The sequence below is a fragment of the Kocuria sp. SM24M-10 genome, assembly GCF_001027955.1.
GTDB lineage: Bacteria > Actinomycetota > Actinomycetes > Actinomycetales > Micrococcaceae > Kocuria > Kocuria oceani.
Map to the genome: position 1 here is coordinate 15,843 of NZ_LDNX01000116.1, position 25,280 is coordinate 41,122.

Sequence of the window (25,280 nt, forward strand, 5' to 3'; positions counted from 1 at the left end):
TCCGTTCCACCCCCGACGAGACGTCAAACTTTCCAGAGAAAGAGATAAAGGACCCTCATGTCCAACGAATCTTCACTTGGCCTCATGCGGATCGGTCTTGCCACCGCGGAGGACATCCGGACCTGGTCGTACGGCGAGGTCAAGAAGCCGGAGACCATCAACTACCGCACGCTCAAGCCGGAGAAGGACGGCCTGTTCTGCGAGAAGATCTTCGGCCCCACCCGGGACTGGGAGTGCTACTGCGGCAAGTACAAGCGGGTGCGCTACAAGGGCATCATCTGCGAGCGCTGCGGCGTGGAGGTCACCCGTGCCAAGGTGCGCCGTGAGCGCATGGGCCACATCGAGCTCGCCGCTCCCGTGACCCACATCTGGTACTTCAAGGGCGTGCCCTCGCGGCTGGGCTACCTGCTGGACCTCGCCCCGAAGGACCTCGAGAAGGTCATCTACTTCGCGGCGTACATGATCACCTCGGTGGACGAGGACGCCCGCCACGACGACCTGCCCAACCTGCAGGCCGCCGTGGACCGGGAGAAGGCCCAGATGGAGGCCACCCGCGACGCCGACATCGCCGCGATCGCCCGTGACCTCGAGGCCGAGCTCGGCCGCGTCGAGGAGGAGGGCGGCAAGGCCGCCGAGAAGCGCAAGCTCCGCGACTCCGCCGACCGCCAGATGGCCAACGTGCGCAAGCGCGCCAACCTGGAGATCGACCGCCTCGAGCAGGTCTGGGACCGCTTCAAGAACCTCAAGGTCAACGACCTCGAGGGCGACGAGGCGCTCTACCGCGTGATGGTGGACCGCTACGGCATGTACTTCGAGGGCTCGATGGGCGCCGAGGCGATCAAGAAGCGCCTGGAGACCTTCGACCTCGAGGCGGAGGCCGAGTCCCTGCGCGAGACCATCGCCACGGGCAAGGGCCAGCGCAAGACCCGTGCCCTGAAGCGGCTGAAGGTCGTCAACGCGTTCCTGACCACGGACAACTCCCCGCTGGGCATGGTCCTGGACGCCGTCCCGGTGATCCCGCCGGAACTGCGCCCCATGGTCCAGCTCGACGGCGGCCGCTTCGCCACCTCGGACCTCAACGACCTCTACCGGCGCGTGATCAACCGCAACAACCGCCTCAAGCGGCTGCTGGACCTCGGCGCCCCGGAGATCATCGTCAACAACGAGAAGCGGATGCTCCAGGAGGCCGTGGACTCGCTGTTCGACAACGGCCGCCGCGGCCGCCCGGTCACCGGGCCGGGCAACCGTGCGCTGAAGTCGCTGTCCGACATGCTCAAGGGCAAGCAGGGCCGGTTCCGCCAGAACCTGCTCGGCAAGCGCGTCGACTACTCGGGCCGCTCGGTCATCGTGGTCGGCCCGCAGCTGAAGCTGCACCAGTGCGGCCTGCCCAAGCAGATGGCGCTCGAGCTGTTCAAGCCGTTCGTGATGAAGCGGCTCGTGGACCTCAACCACGCGCAGAACATCAAGTCGGCCAAGCGGATGGTCGAGCGCTACCGCCCCCAGGTGTGGGACGTGCTGGAGGAGGTCATCACCGAGCACCCCGTGCTGCTCAACCGTGCCCCCACCCTGCACCGTCTGGGCATCCAGGCGTTCGAGCCGCAGCTCGTCGAGGGCAAGGCCATCCAGCTCCACCCGCTCGTGTGCGGCGCGTTCAACGCCGACTTCGACGGCGACCAGATGGCCGTGCACCTGCCCCTGTCCCCGGAGGCCCAGGCCGAGGCCCGCATCCTGATGCTGTCCTCGAACAACATCCTGAAGCCCTCGGACGGCAAGCCGATCGCCCTGCCCTCGCAGGACATGATCATCGGCCTGTACCACCTCACCACCGTCCGCGAGGGCGAGGTGGGGGAGGGCCGCTCGTTCTCCTCCGTGGCCGAGGCGATCATGGCCCACGACGCGGGCAAGCTGCACCTGAACGCCCTGTGCCGGATCGAGCTGGACGACTTCGTGCCGTTCGAGGGCTGGACCGCACCCGAGGGCTGGGAGCCGGGCCGTCCGGTCCTGGTGGAGACCACCCTGGGCCGCGTGCTGTTCAACGACACGCTGCCGGAGGACTACCCCTGGGACGAGGCCGTCGCGGACAAGAAGCACCTGTCCGCGCTGGTCAACGACCTCGCGGAGCGGTACCCGATGGTGACCGTGGCGCACACGCTGGACGAGCTCAAGGACGCCGGGTTCCACTGGGCGGCCCGCTCGGGCGTGACCGTGGCGATCTCCGACATCGCCACCCCGCCGGAGAAGCCCGCCATCATGGAGGGCTACGAGGCGCAGGCCGCGAAGATCCAGGGCCAGTACGACCGCGGTCTGATCGACGACGACGAGCGCCGCTCGGAGCTCATCGACATCTGGACCAAGGCCACCGACGAGGTCGCCGAGGCCATGCAGGCCAACCTCTCGCCGCTGAACACCATCAACCGCATGGTGTCCTCCGGCGCCCGAGGCAACTGGATGCAGGTCCGCCAGATCGCCGGCATCCGCGGGCTCGTGTCCAACCCGAAGGGCGAGATCATGCCCCGCCCGATCAAGTCCTCGTACCGCGAGGGCCTGTCGGTGCTGGAGTACTTCATCGCGACCCACGGTGCCCGCAAGGGCCTGGCCGACACCGCGCTGCGCACGGCGAACTCGGGCTACCTGACCCGTCGCCTGGTGGACGTCTCCCAGGACGTCATCGTGCGCGAGGCGGACTGCATGACGGAGCGCGGCCTGAACCTGCCGCTCGCCGACGTGGCGGAGACCGGTGCGCGCACCCTGCACGAGGACATCGAGAACACCGTGCACGGCCGCGTGCTCGCGGTGGACGCGGTGGACGCGAACGGGGAGATCCTCGCCTCGGCCGGCACGGACCTCTCCGACCCGCTGATCCACGCGCTGTTCAACGGCGGGATCGACACGGTGCGCGTGCGCTCCGTGCTGACCTGCGAGTCCGCGGTCGGCGTGTGCGCGGCGTGCTACGGCCGCTCCCTGGCGTCCAACCAGCTTGTGGACATCGGCGAGGCGGTGGGCATCATCGCCGCGCAGTCGATCGGCGAGCCGGGCACCCAGCTCACGATGCGCACCTTCCACACCGGTGGTGTGGCGTCCTCGGACGGTGACATCACCCAGGGTCTGCCCCGTATCCAGGAGCTCTTCGAGGCCCGCACGCCCAAGGGCGTCGCGCCGATCTCGGAGGTCGCCGGGCGGGTGAGCCTCGAGGACACCGAGAAGTCGCTGAAGGTCGTCGTGACCCCGGACAACGGGGACGAGGCGATCGGCTACCCGGTGCTGCGCCGCGCCAAGCTGCTCGTCACCGAGGGCGACCACGTCGAGGTCGGCCAGCAGCTGGTCTCGGGCGCCGTCGACCCCAAGGAGGTGCTGCGCATCCGCGGTCCGCGGCAGGCGCAGAAGCACCTCGTGGACGAGGTGCAGCGCGTGTACCGCTCGCAGGGCGTGGGCATCCACGACAAGCACGTGGAGGTCATCGTGCGGCAGATGCTGCGCCGCGTGACGATCATCGAGTCCGGCGAGACGGACCTGCTGCCGGGCGAGCTCGTCGAGAACGTCCGCTTCCTGGAGGCCAACCGGAAGGCGGTGGCCGAGAGCACCCGGCCCGCCGCCGGCCGACCGGAGCTGATGGGCATCACCAAGGCCTCGCTGGCCACCGACTCGTGGCTGTCGGCCGCGTCCTTCCAGGAGACCACCCGCGTGCTCACGCAGGCGGCCATGGAGGGCAAGTCCGACCCGCTGGTGGGCCTCAAGGAGAACGTGATCATCGGCAAGCTGATCCCGGCCGGCACCGGGCTCGCGCGGTACAACAACATCGACGTGGAGCCGACGGACGAGGCGAAAGCCTCGCTGTTCACGGAGCCGGGGGCGTTCTCGGACTTCAGCTACGCGGAGGAGAACTCCGCGCCGGCCGAGTTCCAGGCGATCCCGCTGGAGGACTACGACTTCGGGTCCAACTGAGGTCGGCGTCCTGCCAGGGACGTGATCACGCGGTGATCAGCACGGCAGGGCGCACGCCGGGCGCGCCGCCCGGCGTGCGCCCTCCGCCTCCGGAAAGGAACCAGCAGGACCATGGCCAACTCACCCAGCGGGGAGTCCGTGCTCGAGCGCGCGGACCGCATCCTCGCGGCCTTCACGGCGGAGGAGCCCCGGCTGACCGGGGCCGGCATCGCCGCCCGCACCGGACTGCCCCCGGCCACGGCCCACCGCCTGGTGCGGGAGATGGCCCGCCGGGGGTGGCTCGACCGCGTCGAGGGCGGGCGCTACGTCGTCGGCACCCGGCTGTGGGAGCTGGCCAACCGCTCCTCCCGGGAGCTCGGCCTGGCGCAGGCCGCCCGGCCGTTCATGGGGGACATCCACGCGGTGCTGCGCCAGCACGTGCAGCTCGGCATCGTGGAGGGCCGGGAGGTGCTGCTGGTGGAACGGCTGTCCCACCCGCGGGCGGTGCCCGTCCGGTCCGCGGTGGCGGGACGGCTGCCCCTGCACCTGTCGGCCACGGGTCTGGTGCTGCTGGCCCACGCCGCCGAGGAGTTCCGGGAGAGCTACCTCGAGGGCCCGCTCCCCGCGCTCACCGAGCTCTCGCCCACGGACCCGGGGGTGCTCGCGGAGGAGCTCGCCCGCATCCGGAGCGCCGGGCACGCCCTGCAGACGGGCTACCTCGAGACGGACACGGCCGGCATCGCCGTCCCCGTGCGCGGCCGGGGCGAACAGGTGGTGGCGGGGCTGGGGGTGATCACGCCCGCCGGCGACCCCGCCGCCCGGGCCGGGGCCATCGTCCAGGCCCTGCACACCGCGGCGCACGGCATCCGGCGCACGCTGCGGCAGACCCGCCGGGACACGGCCGAGTGAGCGGCCCGCTCCTGTCCCGTTGAACGGGAGCCCTGTGGTGGCCCCCACAGGGCGCTGAGAGACTGGACACATCCCGTCCGCCGTCCCAGGAGCACCCATGAGCACCGAGCGCACCGTTTCCTCGACCCGCGTCGGCATCGTCGGCGCCGGCCCGGCGGGGCTCATGCTCGCCCATCTCCTGGACCGGGCCGGGATCGACAGCATCGTGGTGGAGAAGCGCGACCGGGACACGATCCACGCCACCCACCGCGCCGGCATCCTGGAGGCCGCCACGGTGCGGATGCTCACCGAGACGGGCGTGGACGGGCGCGTGCTCACCGAGGGCCACGAGCACCGGGGCACCGTCCTGCGCTTCCAGGGCGAGAGCCACCGCATCGACTTCCAAAACCTCGTCGGCCACTCCGTGTGGCTCTACCCGCAGAACGAGGTGTTCTGGGACCTGGCCGCGGCCCGCGAGCGCGACGGCGGGGACGTCCGCTGGTCGGTCACGGACACCGAGGTCCTCGACCTGGACACGGACCGGCCGCGGATCCGCTTCACCGACGCCGAGGGCGCGCCGTGCGAGGTCCGCTGCGACGTCCTCGTGGGCGCCGACGGATCCCAGAGCGTCTGCCGCCGCGCGATCCCGGAGCACGCGCGCACCGACAACTTCGTCGAGTACCCCTTCGCGTGGTTCGGCATCCTCACCGAGGCCCCGCCGAGCGCCCCCGAGCTCATCTACGCGAACTCCGAGCACGGCTTCGCCCTGATCTCCTCGCGCAGCGAGAGCGTCCAGCGCATGTACTTCCAGTGCGACCCGGAGGAGGACGTCGCCCAGTGGGACGACGAGCGGATCTGGGCCGAGCTGCAGCGCCGCGTCGACGGACCGGACGGTCTGCGGCTGCAGCAGGGGCCGATCTTCGACAAGACCGTGCTGAAGTTCCGCTCCTACGTCTGCGAGCCGCTGCGCCACGGCCGCCTCTTCCTCGTGGGCGACGCCGGCCACACGGTGCCGCCGACCGGGGCGAAGGGGCTGAACCTGGCGTTCTGTGACGTCCGCGCCCTGGCCCCGGCGCTGATCGGCTTCTTCCGGGACGGCGACGACTCCGGGCTGGCCGGCTATTCGGCCACCGCCCTGGAGCGGGTCTGGAAGGCGCAGAACTTCTCCTACTGGGCGACCAACCTGCTGCACGCCCAGCCGGGGGAGAACCCCTTCCACCAGAAGCGCCGGCACGGGGAGTTCACCGCGATCACCTCGTCCGCCCGCGGCGCCGCCTACTTCGCCGAGTGCTACACCGGCTGGCCCGAGGACTGACCCGCAGCTGTCGCCCGGCACCGCCCGCTGTGTTCGCATCACGAACACTTGTACGAAGAGCGCACCGATGCGCTAGAGTGCGGAGAGTCCTCCACCGGGACGGCCGTCCGGTGCGGCAGCCCTCCTGCACCAGCGCAGCCACCCCGCAACAGAGGAGTTGAACCATGGCAGAGGAAGACCAGGACGCGCTCGAGGGCGCCTTCGAGCCGGTCTCGTGGACCCGGGGCGCCGACGACGCGGCCGAGACCCAGGCGGAGCTGAGCCGGGAGATGGACCGGATCGGTGAGGAGTACGCCGCCTCGGGGGCCGCAGAGACGCAGCCCCGCCTGGACTACGCGCCCTACCGCAGCTCGGTGCTGCGCCACCCCACCAAGGACCTGCACCACGCGGACCCGGAGACCATCGAGCTGCACGCCCCCGCCTTCGGCGACCGGGACGTGCACGTGCTCGAGTCGGACCTGACCGTCCAGGCGCAGGGGGAGCCCATCGGCGAGCGGATCAAGATCCGCGGGCGGGTCCTCGACGGCGACGGCCGCCCGGTGCGCCGCCAGCTGGTGGAGATCTGGCAGGCCAACGCCGCCGGGCGCTACATCCACAAGCGCGACCAGCACCCGGCGCCCGTCGACCCGAACTTCACGGGCGTGGGCCGGTGCCTCACCGGCGAGGACGGCTCCTACGAGTTCGTCACCATCAAGCCCGGCCCCTACCCCTGGAAGAACCACCGCAACGCGTGGCGTCCCGCGCACGTGCACTTCTCCCTGTTCGGCACGGACTTCACCCAGCGGATGATCACCCAGATGTACTTCCCGAACGACCCGCTGTTCGACCTCGACCCGATCTACCGGTCGATCGTCGACCCCGCGGCCCGCGAGCGGCTCGTGGCGCGGTACGACCACGAGATCTCCGAGCACGAGTGGCTGCTCGGCTACCGGTGGGACATCGTGCTCAGCGGCTCCCACCGCACCTGGACGGAAGGCGACTCCGATGCATGAGACCCCCACGAGGACCCAGCTGCCGGCCACCCCCGGCCAGACCGTCGGGCCGTTCTTCGGCTACGCGCTGCCCTACGAGGGCGGCGAGCAGCTCGTGCCGTTGGGGCACCCGCAGGCGGTGCGCCTGCACGGGGACGTCGTCGACGGCCACGGGGCGCCGGTGCCCGACGCCCTGCTGGAGATCTGGCAGGCCGACGGCAACGGCGCGGTCCCTTCCGCGCCGGGCTCGTTGCGGCGGGACGGCTGGACCTTCACCGGCTTCGGCCGCGCGGCCGTGGACCACGCAGGGCACTACACCTTCACGACCGTCGACCCCGGCCCGACCGAGCCGGGCCGGGCACCGTTCATCGCGCTGACCCTCTTCGGCCGCGGCGTCACGAACCGGCTGTTCACCCGCGTCTACCTGCCGGAGGACGCCGAGGCGCTGGCGCAGGACCCGCTGCTGGTCTCGCTGCCGCAGGAGCGCCGCCGCACCCTGATCGCCCAGCGGGAGGCCGACGGCTCCCTGCGCTTCGACCTGCGGCTGCAGGGGGAGGGGGAGACCGTCTTCCTCACCTATCCCCGCCACGAGCCGTGACCCGCCACCAGCAGTGACCTCCCCGCACAGGGGGCCCGGCCGGACCGGGCCCCCGTGCGGGGAGCCGCCCCCACCGCACCGGCGCCGGCCGGCCGACCACCCAGGAGGACCCGCATGACCGACGTCGGGCTGCTCAGCCCCGGAGCCCACCGCGGCGCCGCGGCCACGGACGACACCGCGGTCCTCCAGGCGCTGCTCGACGCCGAGGCCGCCTGGGTCGCCGCCCAGGCCGGGGCCGGACTGGCCCCGGCGGCCGCCGCCGACGCCGCCCGGGCGGCCGCCCGGGCCGAGGACTACGACGCCGCGGACCTGGCCCGGCGGGCCGAGGGCGGCGGCAACCCGGTCATCCCGCTGCTGGCCGACTACCGCCGCCGGCTGGGGCGGCTCGACCCGGACGCGGTGCGCTTCGTCCACCGCGGGCTGACCAGCCAGGACGTCATGGACACCGCGATGATGCTGGTCGTCCGCCGCGCCGCCGAACCCCTCACCCGGGACCTGCGCGCTGCCCAGGACGCCCTGGCCCGCCTCGCCGACGAGCACCGCGGCACGGTCCAGGCCGCCCGCACCCTCACCCAGCACGCCCTGCCCACCACCTTCGGGCTCAAGGCGGCCGGCTGGCTCGCCGGGCTGCAGGACCTCGAGGAGGACCTCGCCGAGCTCGCCCGGCCCCCGCTGGCCTGCGGCGGGGCCGCCGGAACCCTCGCCGGGACCGTGGCCCTCTTCCCCGGCGCCCCGGACGCCGCGCAGCAGGCCCTGGACCTCGCCGGGGCCTGGGCCGGGGAGCTCGGCCTGGACCGCCCGCCCCACGTGTGGCACACCGCCCGACGGCCCGTGCTGCGGGCCGCCCACGCCTTCGCGGCCGTCTGCGCGGCGCTGGGCCGGATCGCCAACGACGTGCTGCTGCTCTCCCGGCCCGAGCTCGGGGAGCTGCGCGAGCCGGCCGCCGCCGGCCGGGGCGTGTCCTCCGCGATGCCGCAGAAGCAGAACCCGGTGCTGTCGGTGCTGCTCAAGCGCACCGCGCTCACCGCGCCGCAGCTCGTGGCCCAGCTCCACGTCGCGGCCGCCGCGGTCGTGGACGAGCGCCCCGACGGAGCCTGGCACGCCGAGTGGCCCGCCCTGCGGGAGCTCGCCCGGCTGGCCGTCGCGGCGTCCTCGCACGCGGCCGAGCTCACCGCCGGGCTGGGCGTGGACGCCTCCCGGATGCGGGCCCACCTCGAGGCCTCCGGTCCCGGGGTGCTCGCCGAGCGGATCAGCGCCGCGCTCGCCCCGCTGCTGCCGCCCGCGGCGGACGGCAGCACGGGCGCGCAGCAGGTGCAGGCGGCCGTGCGGGAGCACGCCACCGACCGGCAGGCCCTGGAGGAGGCCCTGCTCCGGCTCGCCGCGGGCACCACCCTGCCCGACGGGACACCGGTGGACGGAACCACCGTGGCCGGGCTGCTGGAGCCCACCGGCTACCTCGGCGCCCACGACCTGCTGATCGACCGCGTGCTCGAGCGCCACCGCCGCACCGCCGGAAGCCCCCCGCCCGCCGCCCGCCCGACCCCAGGAGCACCCGCATGAGCGTCCCCGCCCTGACCCTCGTCGAGTTCACCGACCGCCCGGCCCCCTCGGCGCACGCGCCGCTGGTCGTGCTCGGGCCCTCCCTCGGCACTTCCGTGACCTCGCTGTGGTCGGCCACCGCCCGCGCGCTCGAGGGCGACTACCGGGTGGTCGGCTGGGACCTGCCCGGCCACGGCGCCTCGCCGGCCTGCCCGGGAGCCTTCGGCATGGCCGAGCTCGCCCAGGGGGTGCTCGATGCCGTCGACCGCTTCCAGGAGGCGACCTCGGTCGAACGACCGTTCTTCTACGCCGGGAACTCCGTGGGCGGCTGCGTCGGCCAGCAGCTGCTCCTCGACGCCCCCGGCCGGGTGCGCGCCGCCGTCCTGCTGGGCACCGCCGCCCGCGTCGGCGAGCCCGCCGGGTGGGCCGAGCGCGCCCGGCTCGTGGCCGCCGCCGGCACCCCCACCCAGGTCGAGGGCTCGGCCCGGCGGTGGTTCGCCCCCGGGTTCCTCCAGCGGAACCCGGTCACGGCCACGGAGCTGCTGCACGACCTGCAGGACGCGGACCGCGCCTCCTACGCCCGGGTCTGCGAGGCCCTCGGCGCCTTCGACGTCCGCGGACGGCTCGCCGCCGTGGACGCGCCCGTGCTGGCGGTGGCCGGCGCGCACGACCAGCCGGTCCCGCCCGAGGCCGTGGCGGAGCTGGCCGCCGCCACCGGCGGGCGCACCGTGGTGCTCGAGGGCGCCGCCCACCTGCTGCCCGCCGAGGCGCCGCTGGAGGTCGCCCGCCTGCTGGCCGGGCACTTCGCCGCCGTCCCCACCGACCCCGAAGGAGCCCGGGCATGAGCCAGGACCCCCGCCGAACCGAGCAGCAGGCGCACGACGAGGGCATGGCCGTGCGCCGCGAGGTGCTCTCCGACGCCCACGTGGACCGCGCCGAGGCCGGCAAGGACGCCTTCACCGCGCCGTTCCAGGACCTCATCACCCGCTACGCCTGGGGCGAGATCTGGACCCGCCCCGGACTGGACCGCAGGATGCGCAGCGCCGTCACCCTCACCGCGCTCATCGCCGCCGGGCACTGGGAGGAGTTCGAGATGCACGTGCGCGCCGCACTGCGCAACGGCCTGGCGCGGGAGGAGATCCAGGAGATCCTGCTGCAGTCGGCGATCTACCTCTCCGTGCCCTCCGCCGCCAACGCCTTCAAGCACGCGAAGCAGGTCCTCGACGCCCTCGACGCGGAGGCCGCCGGCGACTCCGTGCCCCCGGCCTCCTGACCTCCCGCCGCGCCCCGCCCGACACCCAGTGACCGGCACCCCGTGACCGACGTTCCCCGTACGCCAGGAAGGACCACCATGAGCGAGGCCTACATCTACGACGCCGTGCGCACCCCGTTCGGCCGCTTCGGCGGCGCCCTGGCCGGGGTGCGCCCCGACGACCTGGCCGCCCTGGTGATCGGCGAGCAGGTGCGGCGCGCTCCCGGGCTCGACCCGGCCGCGATCGACGAGGTGGTCCTGGGCAACGCCAACGGCGCGGGGGAGGAGAACCGCAACGTCGCCCGGATGGCCACGCTGCTGGCCGGCCTGCCGGTGGGGATCCCCGGCACCACCGTCAACCGTCTCTGCGGCTCCTCCCTGGACGCGGCGATCATCGCCTCCCGGCAGATCGGCGCCGGCGAGGCCGACGTGGTGCTCGTGGGCGGGGTCGAGTCGATGAGCCGGGCGCCCTGGGTGCTGCCGAAGACGGAGAGGCCCTACCCGGCGGGGGACCTGGCCCTGGCCTCCACCACGCTGGGCTGGCGGCTCGTGAACAAGAACATGGACCCCGAGTGGACGGTGTCCCTGGGCGAGGCCACGGAGCAGCTGGCCGAACGGCACGGGATCACCCGCGAGCGGATGGACGAGTTCGCGTTCCGCTCCCACCAGCGCACCCAGCAGGCGTGGGACGAGGGCTTCTACGACGACCTCACCGTCCCGGTGCCCGGCACGGAGCTGACCCGCGACGAGTCCGTGCGGGCCTCCTCCACCGTCGAGAAGCTGGGCGGGCTGAGGACCGTCTTCCGCACCCCGGAGCAGGGCGGCACCGTGACCGCCGGCAACGCCTCGCCGCTCAACGACGGGGCCTCGGCCGCCCTGCTGGGCTCGGAGCGGGCCGCCGAGCTCACCGGCCTGGCGCCTCTGGCCCGGATCGCCGGCCGGGGGGCCGCCGCCAACGAGCCCCAGTACTTCGGCTTCGCCCCGGTCGAGGCCGCGAACCTCGCGCTGGCCCGGGCCGGGATCGGCTGGGACGACGTCGCCGCCGTGGAGCTCAACGAGGCCTTCGCCGCCCAGTCCCTGGCCTGTCTCGACGCCTGGGGCGTCGACCCGGGCATCGTCAACCGGCACGGCGGGGCCATCGCGATCGGCCACCCGCTCGGGGCCTCCGGCACGCGGATCCTCGGCACCCTGGCGCGGTCCCTGCAGGCCTCCGGGGCCCGCTGGGGCGTGGCGGCCATCTGCATCGGCGTGGGGCAGGGGCTGGCCGTCGTGCTCGAGAACGAGAACGCCTGAGACCCCGGCCGGGCCGCACCCAGACCACCGAAGGAAGGCACACCGCATGCTGAACATCGCAGAGAGCTGCGCGCAGGCCGTGGCCCCGATCCACGACGGCGCCACCGTCATGATCGGCGGCTTCGGCGTGGCCGGCCAGCCCGTCGAGCTCATCGACGCGCTGATCGAGCACGGCGCCGGCGATCTCACCGTCGTCAACAACAACGCCGGCAACGGTGACGTGGGGCTGGCCCGGCTGATCCAGCTGGGCCGGGTCCGGAAGATCGTCTGCTCCTTCCCGCGGCAGTCCGACTCGTGGCACTTCGACGAGAAGTACCGGGCCGGGCAGATCGAGCTCGAGGTCGTGCCCCAGGGCAACCTGGCCGAGCGGATCCGCGCCGCCGGGGCCGGCATCGGGGCGTTCTTCACGCCCACCGGCTACGGCACCCCGCTGGCCGAGGGCAAGGAGGTCCGGGAGATCGACGGCCGGCACCACATCCTGGAGCACCCCCTCCGGGCCGACTTCTCCCTGACCAAGGCGCACGTCGCCGACCTGGCGGGCAACCTCGTCTACCGCAAGACGGCGCGCAACTTCGGCCCCGTCATGGCCGCCGCGGCCGGCACCTCGATCGTGCAGGTCACCGACGTCGTCGCACGCGGGGCGCTCGACCCCGAGGTCGTCGTCACCCCCGGCATCTACGTGGACACGGTCGTGCGGATCCCCGCCCCGGCCCGGACCGACCCCCGAGAGGAGCGCTGACATGAGCGAGCACACCGGCACGGACCCGAACAGCGGCACGGACCCGAGCAGCGGGACGGACCCCGGCACCGGCACGGACGGGACCGGCGGCGCGGGCCAGGACGGCACGGGCCAGGACGGCACGGGCCAGGAGCGCGCAGGCCAGGACAGCGCGGGCCAGGAGCGCGCGGGCGTCGTGCCCATGACGTCCCCGACGCCCCTGCGCCCGGAGGAGCTGGCCCGCGTCGTGGCCCGGGACATCCCGGCGGGGTCCTACGTCAACCTGGGGATCGGGCAGCCGACCCTCGTCGCCGACCACCTCACCGCGGAGGACGACGTCACCCTGCACACCGAGAACGGGATGCTCGGCATGGGCCCCGCGGCCCAGGACGAGGAGGTGGACCCCGATCTCATCAACGCCGGCAAGATCCCCGTGCTCGAGACCCCCGGGTGCTCCTACTTCCACCACGCCGACTCCTTCGCCATGATGCGCGGCGGCCACCTCGACTGCTGCGTGCTCGGGGCCTTCCAGGTCGACGTGCACGGCAACCTCGCCAACTGGCACACCGGCAACCCGGACGCGATCCCGGCCGTGGGCGGGGCGATGGACCTGGCCACCGGGGCGAAGCAGACCTTCGTGATGATGTCGTTGCAGAGCCGGGGAGGACAGGCCAAGCTGGTGGAGCGGTGCACCATGCCGCTCACCGGCGTGGGCTGCGTGTCCCGGATCTACACCGACCAGGCCGTCTTCCTCGTGGAGGCGGACGGGCTGAGCGTGCGCGAGACCTTCGGCACGAGCTTCGAGGAGCTGCGGCGGATCGTCGACGTCCCGCTGCGGCCCGCCCGCTGAGCACGGCCCGGCACCGGGTGCGCGGCGGCCCGCCGCGCACCCGCCCCAGGCTCCGAGGAGGCCACCGATGACCGAGCAGGACCGGAGCGACCCCGCGGAGGAGCGGGGGACGCCCGGGCAGTTCGTGCAGTCCCTCGCCCGCGGGCTGCAGGTGATCACCGCCTTCGACGCCCGGCACCCCCGCATGACCCTCAGCGACGTGGCCCGGCGCACCGGCCTGACCCGGGCCACCGCCCGCCGGTTCCTGCTGACGCTGGAGGAGCTGGGCTACGTCCGCACGGACGGGCGCCTGTTCGAGCTCACCCCCCGGGTGCTCCAGCTGGGCTTCTCCTACCTCTCCGCGCTGTCGCTGCCGGCCCTGGCCGGGCCGCACCTGGAGGCGCTGTCCGCGCAGGTCGAGGAGTCCACCTCCGCCTCCGTGCTGGACGGCTCCGACATCGTCTACGTGGCCCGGGTGTCCACGCACCGGATCATGACCGTGGCGATCGCCGTCGGCACCCGCTTCCCGGCCCACGCCACGTCCATGGGCCGGGTCCTGCTCGCCGGACTCGACGCCCAGCAGCTCGCCGAATACCTGCGCACGGCCCGGCTCGAGCGCCTCACCGAGCACACCCTCACGGACCCCGCCGCCCTCGAGGCCGACCTGCGGCGGGTCCGCGCCCAGGGGTGGGCGCTCGTGGACCAGGAACTGGAGATCGGCCTGCGCTCGCTCGCCGCCCCCGTCACGGACCGGGCGGGGCGCGTGGTCGCGGCCGTCAACGTGTCCATGCGCGTGGGCATGCCGGGCGCGAGCGCGGGGGACCCCGTGCGCGACGTCGTCCCGGCGCTGCTCGAGTGCGCCCGGCGGATCTCCGCGGACCTCGCCGCGACCGGGCGCTGAGCCCGCCCGGCCCCCTGTTTTCCCGGAACGGGCCGATCTGATAGGCTGTCGAGGAATTGCACGGTCGTCCGCCGGCGCTCACCAGCGCCGCCGGGGGCCGCGGGAATCCATGGCAGAACGGACTCGGTCCTCTGGTACGCGGTGTGTACCAAAATGCCATCCTTTTCGTCTGCCCACGTGCCGGCAGCGCGGACGCCGTGGTGCCTGCCCGCCGGGCCCACGCCAGGCGCTGCACCCGTTCCCGGCCCCGGCCGGTCGCGGGGGAGCCGACCATCCAGCGGGCCGCTGCCGCGGCCCGTCCAATCAGGAGACACTGTGCCTACAATCCAGCAGCTGGTCCGCAAGGGCCGGACCCCGAAGGTCGTCAAGACCAAGGCGCCCGCACTCAAGGGCAGCCCCATGAAGCGCGGTGTGTGCACCCGCGTGTACACCACCACCCCCAAGAAGCCGAACTCCGCGCTGCGCAAGGTCGCCCGCGTGAAGCTCAACGGCGGCGTCGAGGTCACGGCCTACATCCCCGGTGAGGGCCACAACCTCCAGGAGCACTCCATCGTGCTCGTCCGCGGCGGTCGCGTGAAGGACCTCCCCGGTGTCCGCTACAAGATCGTCCGCGGCGCGCTCGACACCCAGGGTGTCAAGGGCCGCCAGCAGGCCCGTTCCCGCTACGGCGCCAAGAAGGAGAAGAAGTAATGCCTCGTAAGGGTCCCGCTCCCAAGCGCCCGCTCGTCGTCGACCCGGTCTACAGCTCCCCGGTCGTCACGCAGCTGATCAACAAGGTCCTCCAGGACGGCAAGAAGTCCACCGCCGAGCGCATCGTCTACGGCGCCCTCGAGGGCGTCCGCGGCAAGACCGGCGCCGACCCCGTCGCCACCCTCAAGAAGGCGCTGGAGAACGTCAAGCCGGCCCTCGAGGTGAAGTCCCGCCGCGTCGGCGGCGCCACCTACCAGGTGCCCGTGGAGGTCAAGCCCGGCCGCGCCCAGGCCCTGTCCCTGCGCTGGCTCGTGGGCTACTCCAAGCTCCGCCGCGAGAACACCATGACGGAGCGTCTGCAGAACGAGATCCTGGACGCGTCCAACGGTCTCGGTGCCGCCGTGAAGCGCCGCGAGGACACCCACAAGATGGCGGAGTCCAACAAGGCCTTCGCCCACTACCGCTGGTAGAATCTTCTTCGGCCTGTCGGCCCCACCGGGCCGACAGGCCGCCGGCACCATCTCCTGAAGGGAAACACCGTGGCACTTGACGTGCTTACCGACCTCAAGAAGGTCCGCAACATCGGCATCATGGCCCACATCGATGCCGGGAAGACCACCACCACCGAACGCATCCTGTTCTACACCGGTATCTCCCACAAGATCGGCGAGACCCACGATGGTGCCTCCACCATGGACTGGATGGCGCAGGAGCAGGAGCGCGGCATCACCATCACGTCGGCCGCGACGTCCTGCTACTGGCACGACAACCAGATCAACATCATCGACACCCCCGGCCACGTGGACTTCACGGTCGAGGTCGAGCGCTCCCTGCGCGTGCTCGACGGCGCCGTCGCCGTCTTCGACGGCAAGGAGGGCGTCGAGCCCCAGTCGGAGACGGTCTGGCGCCAGGCCGACAAGTACGACGTCCCCCGCATCTGCTTCGTCAACAAGATGGACAAGCTGGGCGCCGACTTCTACTTCACCGTCGACACCATCATCAACCGCCTCGGCGCCAAGCCGCTGGTCATGCAGCTTCCGATCGGCTCCGAGTCCGCGTTCACCGGCGTCGTCGACCTGCTCACCATGAAGGCCTTCGTGTGGCCCGGCGACTCCAAGGGCGACGTCTCCATGGGCGCCAAGTACGAGATCGAGGACATCCCCGCCGACCTCCAGGAGCGGGCCGAGCAGTACCGCAACGAGCTGGTCGAGGCCGTGGCCGAGGCCGACGACGACCTGATGGAGAAGTACCTCGGCGGCGAGGAGCTGACCCTCGACGAGCTGAAGGCCGGCATCCGCAAGCTGACCATCAACTCCCAGGCCTACCCCGTGCTGTGCGGCTCCGCGTTCAAGAACCGCGGCGTGCAGCCGATGCTCGACGCCGTGATCGACTTCCTGCCGTCCCCGCTGGACGTGCCGAACGTCGAGGGCCACGCGCTCAACGACGAGGAGGAGATCCTCACCCGCCCGGTCGACTCGACCGCGCCGTTCTCCGCGCTCGCGTTCAAGGTCGCCACCCACCCCTTCTACGGGCAGCTGACCTACATCCGCGTGTACTCCGGCAAGGCCGGCAACGGCGACCAGGTGCTGAACTCCACCAAGGGCAAGAAGGAGCGCATCGGCAAGCTCTTCCAGATGCACTCCAACAAGGAGAACCCGGTCGACACCATCCAGGCCGGCCACATCTACGCCGCCATCGGGCTCAAGGACACCACCACGGGCGACACCCTGTGCGACATCCAGAACCCGATCGTGCTGGAGTCCATGTCCTTCCCGGACCCGGTCATCTCGGTGGCCATCGAGCCGAAGACCAAGGGCGACCAGGAGAAGCTCTCCGTCGCGATCCAGAAGCTCTCCGCCGAGGACCCCACGTTCACCGTGTCCCTCAACGAGGAGACCGGCCAGACCGAGATCGGCGGCATGGGCGAGCTCCACCTGGACATCCTGGTGGACCGCATGAAGCGCGAGTTCAAGGTCGAGGCGAACGTCGGCAAGCCCCAGGTGGCCTACCGCGAGACGATCAAGAAGGCCGTCGAGAAGATCGACTACACGCACAAGAAGCAGACCGGTGGGTCCGGTCAGTTCGCCAAGGTGCAGATGGCCTTCGAGCCGATCCCGCTGGACGCCGAGGAGCTCTACGAGTTCGACAACAAGGTCACGGGCGGCCGCGTGCCCCGCGAGTACATCCCCTCCGTGGACGCGGGCATCCAGGACGCCATGCGGCTCGGCATCCTCGCCGGCTACCCGGTCGTGGGCGTCAAGGCCACGCTGCTCGACGGCGCCTACCACGACGTCGACTCCTCCGAGATGGCGTTCAAGATCGCCGGCTCCATGGTCTTCAAGGAGGGCGCCCGCAAGGCGCAGCCCGTGCTCCTCGAGCCGCTCATGGCGGTCGAGGTGCGCACCCCCGAGGAGTACATGGGCGAGGTCATCGGCGACCTGAACTCCCGCCGCGGCCAGATCCAGTCCATGGAGGACGTCAGTGGCGTCAAGCTGGTCAGCGCCCTCGTGCCGCTGTCCGAGATGTTCGGCTACATCGGCGACCTCCGGTCCAAGACCCAGGGCCGCGCCGTGTACTCGATGCAGTTCGACAGCTACTCGGAGGTCCCGAAGGCCGTCGCCGAGGAGATCGTGCAGAAGAACCGCGGCGAGTAGGCACCACCCCTCGGCCCCGGCCGGGAATTTCATCAATCACGCACAGCCAAAGTAGACTTGCAGAGGTTTCAGTACTGCTGAGTGCCTCAGCTCCCCCCGACCAACACCCGGTGGGGTAGTGCTGAGCAAGTTTCGACAAATGTTCTAGGAGGAACAACCATGGCGAAGGCCAAGTTCGAGCGCACCAAGCCGCACGTCAACATCGGCACCATCGGCCACGTCGACCACGGCAAGACGACGCTCACGGCTGCCATCTCCAAGGTCCTGGCGGACAAGTACCCGGACCTGAACGAGCAGCGCGACTTCGGCGCCATCGACTCCGCCCCGGAGGAGAAGCAGCGCGGCATCACCATCAACATCGCGCACATCGAGTACCAGACGGAGAAGCGTCACTACGCTCACGTGGACGCCCCGGGCCACGCCGACTACGTCAAGAACATGATCACCGGTGCGGCGCAGATGGACGGCGCCATCCTCGTGGTCGCCGCCACCGACGGCCCCATGGCCCAGACCCGCGAGCACGTGCTGCTCGCCCGCCAGGTGGGCGTCCCCTACCTGCTGGTGGCCCTGAACAAGTCCGACATGGTCGACGACGAGGAGCTGCTGGACCTCGTCGAGATGGAGGTGCGCGAGCTCCTCTCCGACCAGGGCTTCGACGGCGACAACGCCCCGGTCGTGCGCGTCTCGGCCCTGAAGGCCCTCGAGGGCGACCCCGAGTGGGTCTCCAAGGTCGAGGAGCTCATGGAGGCCGTGGACGAGAACGTGCCGGACCCCATCCGCGAGATGGACAAGCCGTTCCTCATGCCGATCGAGGACGTCTTCACGATCACCGGTCGCGGCACCGTGGTGACCGGCCGTGCCGAGCGCGGCACGCTGCCGATCAACTCCGAGGTCGAGATCGTCGGCATCCGCCCGGTCCAGAAGACCACCGTCACCGGCATCGAGATGTTCCACAAGCAGATGGACGAGGCCATGGCGGGCGAGAACTGCGGCCTGCTGCTGCGCGGTCTCAAGCGTGACGACGTCGAGCGCGGCCAGGTCGTGTGCAAGACGGGTTCCATCACCCCGCACACCGACTTCGAGGCCAACGTCTACATCCTCTCCAAGGAGGAGGGCGGCCGTCACAACCCGTTCTACTCGAACTACCGTCCGCAGTTCTACTTCCGGACCACCGACGTCACCGGCGTCATCACGCTGCCCGAGGGCACCGAGATGGTCATGCCCGGCGACAACACCGAGATGACGGTCGCGCTGATCCAGCCGATCGCCATGGAGGAGGGCCTCGGCTTCGCCATCCGTGAGGGTGGCCGCACCGTGGGCTCCGGCCGCGTGACCAAGATCATCAAGTAGTCCCTCCGGGCTCCTTGCCGATCAGCAGGACCCCCGTCGCTCGCGCAGCGGCGGGGGTCCTGCCATGTCCGGGGCCGGCTCAGCCGGTGCGCTGGTGCAGGCACAGGACGTTGCCCTCGGAGTCGGTGAACCAGGCGGCCCGCATCCCCTGCGTGGTGGCCACGTGGTCCACGGTCCGCAGGCCGGGGAGGTCGTAGTCCTCGAAGCGGACGCCCCGGCCCTCGAGCTCCCGGACCGCGGCCTCGACGTCGGAGACCTCGAAGCTGGCCTGCGTCAGCTCCGACACGGGCGCGTCCGGGCGCAGCAGCAGCTGCAGACCGGTGTGCCCGTCCTCGCTGAACAGCACGCCCTCCGGTTCGGGGGCGTCACCGGGGGAGAGGCCGAGGGTCTGCTCGTAGAAGTTACGGGCGCGGTCGAGGTCCCGCACGGGCACGATCGCGACCAGTCGCGTGGTGGACAGCATGGGACCCATCTCCCCGGACGTCGGTGCACGGACACGGCCAGGATACGGCCGCCCCCGCCGGCGCGGGTCGCGGAAGCCTCACGGTTGCGGCACGGTCGGGTACGCCGTGGTGCCGGCGGTGGTGCCGGCGCCGCCGCGGGCTCGCGTGCGTTTGCACCGGGTGCCCATCTCTGGCAGGATGGACGACGTTGTTCAAGCGCCGACGTGTGCTCTCAGCGGTTCGAACCGGCACCACCCGAGAAGTCGTCGGGACCCGAAGCAGAACCGAGGGCCAGCTGCCCGAGACGCTGCCACGTACGGACCACATACAGCCCACCCCGTTCAGCGGATTCGGTGCGCCCGCGTGTGCTGCACGCGGCGACACGCCCGAGTTCGGGGGTCGGAGCTCCAGCAGGGTGAGGAACCCGGAGGATTCCGGATTCAGTCTGCGTGGAGGGGCGCCCAGCAGGCGGCGCCATGCACAAGGAGCACATGCTCCGTCACAGGGAAGTACTTGAAGAAAGAGAGTCACGACGCCATGGCGGGACAGAAAATCCGCATCCGGCTGAAGTCGTACGACCACGAGGTCATCGACGTCTCGGCCCGGAAGATCGTTGAGACGGTGACGCGCGCAGGCGCCACGGTGGTCGGCCCCGTGCCGCTGCCCACGGAGAAGAACGTGTACTGCGTCATCCGCTCGCCGCACAAGTACAAGGACAGCCGTGAGCACTTCGAGATGCGCACCCACAAGCGGCTGATCGACATCATCGACCCCACGCCGAAGGCCGTCGACTCGCTCATGCGCCTCGACCTGCCGGCTGACGTGAACATCGAAATCAAGCTGTAAAGAGGATCGCATCCCAATGACTACCACTTTCGAACGCCAGGTGAAGGGCCTGCTGGGCACGAAGCTCGGCATGACCCAGGTCTGGGACGAGAACGGGAAGTTCGTGCCGGTGACCGTCGTCAAGGCGGACTCCAACGTCGTGACCCAGCTGCGCAACCAGGACCGGGACGGCTACTCGGCCGTGCAGATCGGGTTCGGTGCGATCGACCCCCGCAAGGTGACCCAGCCGCTGGCCGGCCACTTCGAGAAGGCCGGCGTCACCCCCCGCCGCCACGTCGTCGAGCTCCGCACCGCGGACGCCGACACCTACGAGCTGGGCCAGGAGCTCTCCGTCGAGCTCTTCGAGGCCGGCCAGAAGGTCGACGTCATCGGCAAGACCAAGGGCAAGGGCACGGCCGGTGTGATGAAGCGTCACGGCTTCTCCGGCGTCGGCGCGTCCCACGGTGCCCACAAGAACCACCGCAAGCCGGGATCCATCGGCGGCGCGTCCTACCCCGCTCGCGTGTTCAAGGGCATGCGCATGGCGGGCCGCATGGGCGCCGTCCGTCACACGACGCAGAACCTCACGGTTCACGCCGTGGACGTCGAGAACTCCCTGCTGCTCATCAAGGGCGCCCTGCCGGGCCCCAAGGGTTCGGTCGTCCTCGTCCGCACCGCAGTGAAGGGAGCCTGATAGGCCATGGCAACTCAGACCGTCAACGTCGACCTGCCCGCTGAGATCTTCGACGTCCAGACCAACGTGCCGCTGCTGCACCAGGTCGTCGTCGCCCAGCTGGCGGCCGCCCGCCAGGGCACGCACAAGACCAAGAACCGCGCCGAGGTCTCCGGCGCCGGCCGCAAGCCCTTCAAGCAGAAGGGCACCGGCCGCGCGCGCCAGGGCTCGATCCGCGCCCCGCACATGACCGGCGGCGGCGTGGTGCACGGCCCCACCCCGCGCGACTACAGCCAGCGCACGCCCAAGAAGATGAAGGCAGCCGCCCTGCGCGGAGCCCTCTCGGACCGGGCGCGCAACGGCCGCATCCACGTCGTGGAGGCCGTCGTGGAGGGCTCCGTCCCCAGCACCAAGGGCGCCACGGCGACCCTGCGCGGGCTGACCGACCGGAAGAACCTGCTGGTCGTGCTCCACCGCAACGACGACGTGGCCGCGCTCTCGGTGCGCAACCTCGACGACGTCCACACCGTCTACGCCGACCAGCTCAACACCTACGACGTGCTGGTCTCCGACGACGTGGTCTTCACCAAGGACGCCTTCGAGTCCTTCGTGGCGGCCGCCGGCAAGAAGAAGCAGGAGGACGCCAAGTGAGCGCGACCACCATCAAGGATCCCCGCGACGTCATCATTGCACCCGTCGTCTCGGAGAAGTCCTACGGTCTCATCGACGAGGGCCGCTACACGTTCTTCGTGGCGCCCGACTCGAACAAGACGGAGATCAAGTACGCCGTCGAGCAGATCTTCGGCGTCAAGGTCGAGACCGTGAACACCATCAACCGTGCCGGGAAGCGGAAGCGCACGCGCTTCGGCTGGGGTCAGCGCAAGGGCACCAAGCGTGCCGTTGTGACCCTGAAGGAAGGCACCATCGACATCTTCGGCGGTCCGCTCGCCTGAGCGGAGACCACTTTAACGAGGAACTGACACATGGCTATCCGTAAGCACAAGCCGACAACCCCGGGCCGTCGCGGCTCCTCCGTTGCCGACTTCGCAGAAATCACGCGCACGACCCCCGAGAAGTCGCTGGTCCGGCCGCTGCCCAAGAAGGGCGGTCGCAACAACACCGGCCGCATCACCACCCGGCACAAGGGTGGCGGGCACAAGCGCCAGTACCGCGTCATCGACTTCCGTCGCCACGACAAGGACGGCGTCGACGCCAAGGTCGCGCACATCGAGTACGACCCCAACCGCACGGCGCGCATCGCGCTGCTGCACTTCGTGGACGGCTCCAAGCGCTACATCATCGCGCCGAACAAGCTCTCCCAGGGCGACGTCGTCGAGTCGGGCCCCGGCGCCGACATCAAGCCCGGCAACAACCTCCCGCTGCGCAACATCCCCGTCGGCACCGTGATCCACGCCGTCGAGCTCCGTCCGGGCGGCGGCGCCAAGCTCGCCCGCTCCGCCGGCGCGTCGGTGCAGCTCGTGGCCAAGGAGGGCAAGTACGGCCAGCTGCGCCTGCCCTCCGGCGAGATCCGCAACGTCGACGTCCGCTGCCGCGCGACGGTCGGCGAGGTCGGCAACGCCGAGCAGTCGAACATCAACTGGGGCAAGGCCGGCCGCAACCGCTGGAAGGGCGTCCGCCCGACCGTCCGCGGTGTGGTCATGAACCCCGTCGACCACCCGCACGGTGGTGGCGAGGGCAAGACCTCCGGTGGCCGCCACCCGGTCAACCCGAACGGCAAGCCCGAGGGCCGCACCCGCCGCCCCAACAAGGAGAGCGACAAGCTCATCGTCCGCCGTCGTCGCACCGGCAAGAACAAGCGCTAAGGAGCCTGACACATGCCACGCAGCCTGAAGAAGGGCCCTTTCGTCGATCAGCACCTTTTCCTGAAGGTCGCCAAGGAGAACGACAAGGGCACCAAGAACGTCATCAAGACGTGGTCCCGCCGCTCGATGATCATCCCCGACATGCTCGGGCACACGATCGCCGTGCACGACGGACGCAAGCACATCCCCGTGTTCATCACCGAGTCGATGGTCGGGCACAAGCTCGGCGAGTTCGCTCCCACGCGGACCTTCCGCGGCCATGTGAAGGACGACAAGAAGGGCAAGCGCCGCTGATCCTTCGGGATCCCGCAGCGTGAGCACTTCGAGAAGACGAGAGAAGGAAAGCAATGGAAGCCAAGGCATCTGCGCGCTACATCCGCGTGACGCCTATGAAGGCCCGGCGCGTCGTCAACCTGATTCGTGGCCAACAGGCGAATGAGGCTCTGGCGATTCTGAAGTTCGCCCCCCAGGGCGCTTCGGAGCCGGTGTTCAAGGTCCTCCAGTCGGCGGTCGCCAACGCGCGCCAGCTGGCCGACCGCGACGGCCTGCCGTTCAAGGAGGACGAGCTCGTGGTGAGCGAGGCCTTCGTCGACGAGGGTCCGACCATGAAGCGGTTCCAGCCGCGCGCCCAGGGCCGCGCCTACCGCATCAACAAGCGCACGAGCCACATCACCGTGATCGTGGCGAGCCCTGACAGCGAGGAGGTCCGCTAAGTGGGACAGAAGATCAACCCGCACGGGTTCCGGCTGGGCATCACCACCGACCACGTGTCGCACTGGTACGCGGACTCCACCAAGGAGGGCCAGCGGTACAAGGACTACGTCCGTGAGGACATCAAGATCCGCAAGCTCATGTCCACGGGCATGGAGCGCGCCGGCATCTCGAAGGTCGAGATCGAGCGGACCCGGGACCGGGTGCGCGTGGACATCCACACCGCTCGCCCCGGCATCGTCATCGGCCGCCGCGGCGCCGAGGCCGACCGCATCCGCGGAGAGCTCGAGAAGCTCACGGGCAAGCAGATCCAGCTGAACATCCTCGAGGTCAAGAACCCCGAGGTGGACGCCCAGCTGGTCGCCCAGGGCGTCGCCGAGCAGCTCGCCTCCCGCGTGGCCTTCCGCCGCGCCATGAAGAAGGCCATCCAGTCGGCGCAGCGCGCCGGCGCCAAGGGCATCCGGATCCAGTGCGCCGGCCGCCTCGGCGGCGCCGAGATGAGCCGCTCGGAGTTCTACCGCGAAGGCCGTGTGCCGCTGCACACCCTGCGCGCGAACATCGACTACGGCTTCTTCGAGGCGAAGACCACCTTCGGCCGCATCGGCGTGAAGGTCTGGATCTACAAGGGCGACCTCACCGCCAAGGAACTGGCGGCCCAGCAGGCCGCCGCTCCCTCGCGCGGCCGTGGTGGCGACCGTGACCGCCGCGGCGGTCCGGGTGAGCGTCGTGGCGGCGGCGACCGTCGTCGCACCGACCGTAACGACCGTGGCGGACGCCGTGAGCGCGGCGACTCCGCCCCCGCCTCCCAGGCCCCGGCCGCGGGGGCGACCAACGCAGAGGGTGGTAACTAAATGCTCATCCCACGTCGTGTGAAGTTCCGCAAGCAGCACCACCCGAAGCGCACGGGCGCCGCCAAGGGCGGCACCACCGTCGCCTTCGGCGAGTGGGGCATCCAGGCGCTCACGCCGGCCTACGTGACGAACCGTCAGATCGAGGCCGCCCGTATCGCCATGACCCGTCACATCAAGCGTGGCGGCAAGGTCTGGATCAACATCTACCCGGACCGTCCCCTGACCAAGAAGCCCGCCGAGACCCGCATGGGCTCCGGCAAGGGCTCGCCCGAGTGGTGGGTCGCCAACGTCAAGCCCGGGCGCGTGATGTTCGAGCTCTCCGGTGTCTCCGAAGAGGTCGCCCGCGAGGCCCTGCGCCTGGCGATCCACAAGCTCCCGATGAAGGCACGCATCGTGCGTCGCGAAGGTGGTGAATGAGAATGGCTGTTGGATCCAAGGATCTCAGCATCGAGAACCTCGCGGCCCTCGACAAGGACTCTCTGGGTGAGGCGCTGCGCAAGGCCAAGACGGAGCTGTTCAACCTCCGTTTCCAGTCCGCAACCGGTCAGCTCGAGAACAACGCCCGCCTGAAGGCGGTCAAGCGCGACATCGCCCGCATCTACACGGTGCTGCGCGAGCGCGAGCTCGGCATCCGGCCCCAGGCGGGCTCCGCCGAGACCACCGCCGAGACCACCTCCGAGGAGGACGCCAAGTGACCGAGCAGATCAACAACGGGGCCGAGCAGGCCCCCGAGCGCGGTGACCGCAAGAGCCGCCGCGGCTACGTGGTCTCCGACAAGATGGACAAGACCGTCGTCGTGCAGCTGCAGGACAACGTCAAGCACGCCCTGTACGGCAAGGTCATGCGCCGCTCGTCGAAGGTCAAGGCCCACGACGAGCAGAACGCCGCCGGCGTCGGCGACCTCGTGCTGATCGCCGAGACCCGGCCGCTGTCCGCCTCCAAGCGGTGGCGGATCGTGGAGATCATCGAGAAGGCGAAGTAGACCGGACCGGCTCCACCGAGCCGGCCACCGCGGCGACGGCCCGTCCCTCCGTG

28 protein-coding genes are annotated in these 25,280 nt (G+C 70.8%); 27 read left to right on the forward strand and 1 reads right to left on the reverse strand.

Annotated elements, in window-relative coordinates:
- Positions 1-57 precede the first annotated feature (57 nt).
- The 16 genes from ABL57_RS13015 to tuf all read left to right on the forward strand — a co-directional run bounded on the left by ABL57_RS13015 (position 58) and on the right by tuf (position 18,919).
- The gene (locus tag ABL57_RS13015) at positions 58-3,942 is read left to right on the forward strand and encodes a DNA-directed RNA polymerase subunit beta' (protein WP_047803906.1); all 3,885 of its coding nucleotides are present in this window, start codon (positions 58-60) and stop codon (positions 3,940-3,942) included.
- Between the two features lie 111 nt (positions 3,943-4,053).
- On the forward strand, positions 4,054-4,830 hold the full coding sequence (locus ABL57_RS13020; RefSeq protein ID WP_047803907.1) for an IclR family transcriptional regulator: 777 nt from the start codon (positions 4,054-4,056) through the stop codon (positions 4,828-4,830).
- A gap of 97 nt (positions 4,831-4,927) precedes the next feature.
- Entirely contained in the window at positions 4,928-6,124 is a 1,197-nt protein-coding gene (locus tag ABL57_RS13025) for a 4-hydroxybenzoate 3-monooxygenase (RefSeq protein ID WP_047803908.1), read from the forward strand.
- Positions 6,125-6,288: 164 nt separating this feature from the next.
- Positions 6,289-7,116 (forward strand): protocatechuate 3,4-dioxygenase subunit beta, encoded by an 828-nt coding sequence (pcaH, locus tag ABL57_RS13030; protein WP_047803909.1) that lies wholly within the window; start codon positions 6,289-6,291, stop codon positions 7,114-7,116.
- On the forward strand, positions 7,109-7,693 hold the full coding sequence (gene pcaG, locus ABL57_RS13035; RefSeq protein ID WP_047803910.1) for a protocatechuate 3,4-dioxygenase subunit alpha: 585 nt from the start codon (positions 7,109-7,111) through the stop codon (positions 7,691-7,693). Before pcaH ends, pcaG begins: the two co-directional genes overlap by 8 nt.
- Positions 7,694-7,807: 114 nt before the next feature.
- Entirely contained in the window at positions 7,808-9,253 is a 1,446-nt protein-coding gene (locus ABL57_RS13040) for a lyase family protein (RefSeq protein WP_047803911.1), read from the forward strand.
- Positions 9,250-10,077, forward strand: coding sequence for an alpha/beta fold hydrolase (locus ABL57_RS13045; protein ID WP_047803912.1), 828 nt, complete (start codon positions 9,250-9,252; stop codon positions 10,075-10,077). The genes ABL57_RS13040 and ABL57_RS13045 overlap by 4 nt, the downstream gene beginning before the upstream one ends.
- Positions 10,074-10,505, forward strand: a complete 432-nt coding sequence (gene pcaC, locus ABL57_RS13050; protein ID WP_047803913.1) for a 4-carboxymuconolactone decarboxylase — start codon at positions 10,074-10,076, stop codon at positions 10,503-10,505. The genes ABL57_RS13045 and pcaC overlap by 4 nt, the downstream gene beginning before the upstream one ends.
- A 78-nt stretch (positions 10,506-10,583) precedes the next feature.
- Entirely contained in the window at positions 10,584-11,777 is a 1,194-nt protein-coding gene (locus tag ABL57_RS13055; protein ID WP_047803914.1) for a thiolase family protein, read from the forward strand.
- A 46-nt stretch (positions 11,778-11,823) separates the two neighbouring features.
- Entirely contained in the window at positions 11,824-12,516 is a 693-nt protein-coding gene (locus ABL57_RS13060; protein WP_047803915.1) for a 3-oxoacid CoA-transferase subunit A, read from the forward strand.
- Between the two features lie 181 nt (positions 12,517-12,697).
- Entirely contained in the window at positions 12,698-13,345 is a 648-nt protein-coding gene (locus ABL57_RS13065; protein ID WP_047803931.1) for a 3-oxoacid CoA-transferase subunit B, read from the forward strand.
- Between the two features lie 67 nt (positions 13,346-13,412).
- Positions 13,413-14,225, forward strand: coding sequence for an IclR family transcriptional regulator C-terminal domain-containing protein (locus ABL57_RS13070; protein ID WP_047803916.1), 813 nt, complete (start codon positions 13,413-13,415; stop codon positions 14,223-14,225).
- Between the two features lie 315 nt (positions 14,226-14,540).
- Positions 14,541-14,915, forward strand: a complete 375-nt coding sequence (gene rpsL, locus ABL57_RS13075) for a 30S ribosomal protein S12 (RefSeq protein ID WP_017833291.1) — start codon at positions 14,541-14,543, stop codon at positions 14,913-14,915.
- Positions 14,915-15,385 (forward strand): 30S ribosomal protein S7, encoded by a 471-nt coding sequence (gene rpsG / locus ABL57_RS13080; RefSeq protein ID WP_047803917.1) that lies wholly within the window; start codon positions 14,915-14,917, stop codon positions 15,383-15,385. The genes rpsL and rpsG overlap by 1 nt, the downstream gene beginning before the upstream one ends.
- 69 nt (positions 15,386-15,454) lie before the next feature.
- The gene (gene fusA, locus ABL57_RS13085) at positions 15,455-17,569 is read left to right on the forward strand and encodes an elongation factor G (protein ID WP_047803918.1); all 2,115 of its coding nucleotides are present in this window, start codon (positions 15,455-15,457) and stop codon (positions 17,567-17,569) included.
- Positions 17,570-17,728: 159 nt separating this feature from the next.
- On the forward strand, positions 17,729-18,919 hold the full coding sequence (tuf, locus tag ABL57_RS13090; protein ID WP_047803919.1) for an elongation factor Tu: 1,191 nt from the start codon (positions 17,729-17,731) through the stop codon (positions 18,917-18,919).
- A 79-nt stretch (positions 18,920-18,998) separates the two neighbouring features.
- Here the strand turns inward: tuf and ABL57_RS13095 are convergent, their stop codons facing one another.
- Positions 18,999-19,382: a VOC family protein gene (locus ABL57_RS13095; RefSeq protein WP_047803920.1), complete on the reverse strand. Its 384-nt coding sequence runs from the start codon at positions 19,380-19,382 to the stop codon at positions 18,999-19,001.
- Between the two features lie 517 nt (positions 19,383-19,899).
- On the opposite strand from ABL57_RS13095, the gene rpsJ reads away from it, so the two are divergent.
- From rpsJ to rpsQ, 11 genes are read left to right on the forward strand one after another with little or no spacing between them, the layout of a single operon-like run.
- Complete coding sequence (gene rpsJ, locus ABL57_RS13100) at positions 19,900-20,208, forward strand: 30S ribosomal protein S10 (RefSeq protein ID WP_003803825.1); 309 nt, start codon at positions 19,900-19,902, stop codon at positions 20,206-20,208.
- Between the two features lie 16 nt (positions 20,209-20,224).
- A complete protein-coding gene (gene rplC / locus ABL57_RS13105) occupies positions 20,225-20,881 on the forward strand; it encodes a 50S ribosomal protein L3 (RefSeq protein ID WP_047803921.1) in 657 nt (218 codons plus the stop codon).
- Between the two features lie 6 nt (positions 20,882-20,887).
- Positions 20,888-21,511: a 50S ribosomal protein L4 gene (gene rplD / locus ABL57_RS13110; protein ID WP_047803922.1), complete on the forward strand. Its 624-nt coding sequence runs from the start codon at positions 20,888-20,890 to the stop codon at positions 21,509-21,511.
- Complete coding sequence (gene rplW / locus ABL57_RS13115; protein ID WP_047803923.1) at positions 21,508-21,813, forward strand: 50S ribosomal protein L23; 306 nt, start codon at positions 21,508-21,510, stop codon at positions 21,811-21,813. Before rplD ends, rplW begins: the two co-directional genes overlap by 4 nt.
- Before the next feature lie 30 nt (positions 21,814-21,843).
- Positions 21,844-22,683, forward strand: a complete 840-nt coding sequence (rplB, locus tag ABL57_RS13120; RefSeq protein ID WP_017833299.1) for a 50S ribosomal protein L2 — start codon at positions 21,844-21,846, stop codon at positions 22,681-22,683.
- A gap of 12 nt (positions 22,684-22,695) precedes the next feature.
- Positions 22,696-22,977 carry a 30S ribosomal protein S19 gene (gene rpsS / locus ABL57_RS13125; protein WP_047803924.1) on the forward strand — a complete coding sequence of 94 codons (282 nt, stop codon included), beginning with the start codon at positions 22,696-22,698 and terminating at the stop codon, positions 22,975-22,977.
- Positions 22,978-23,030: 53 nt separating this feature from the next.
- On the forward strand, positions 23,031-23,396 hold the full coding sequence (gene rplV, locus ABL57_RS13130) for a 50S ribosomal protein L22 (protein WP_047803925.1): 366 nt from the start codon (positions 23,031-23,033) through the stop codon (positions 23,394-23,396).
- Positions 23,397-24,245 (forward strand): 30S ribosomal protein S3, encoded by an 849-nt coding sequence (gene rpsC / locus ABL57_RS13135; RefSeq protein ID WP_047803926.1) that lies wholly within the window; start codon positions 23,397-23,399, stop codon positions 24,243-24,245.
- Positions 24,246-24,662 carry a 50S ribosomal protein L16 gene (rplP, locus tag ABL57_RS13140; protein ID WP_047803927.1) on the forward strand — a complete coding sequence of 139 codons (417 nt, stop codon included), beginning with the start codon at positions 24,246-24,248 and terminating at the stop codon, positions 24,660-24,662.
- Between the two features lie 2 nt (positions 24,663-24,664).
- The gene (gene rpmC, locus ABL57_RS13145) at positions 24,665-24,940 is read left to right on the forward strand and encodes a 50S ribosomal protein L29 (RefSeq protein ID WP_047803928.1); all 276 of its coding nucleotides are present in this window, start codon (positions 24,665-24,667) and stop codon (positions 24,938-24,940) included.
- A complete protein-coding gene (rpsQ, locus tag ABL57_RS13150; RefSeq protein ID WP_047803929.1) occupies positions 24,937-25,227 on the forward strand; it encodes a 30S ribosomal protein S17 in 291 nt (96 codons plus the stop codon). Before rpmC ends, rpsQ begins: the two co-directional genes overlap by 4 nt.
- Positions 25,228-25,280: the final 53 nt, after the last annotated feature.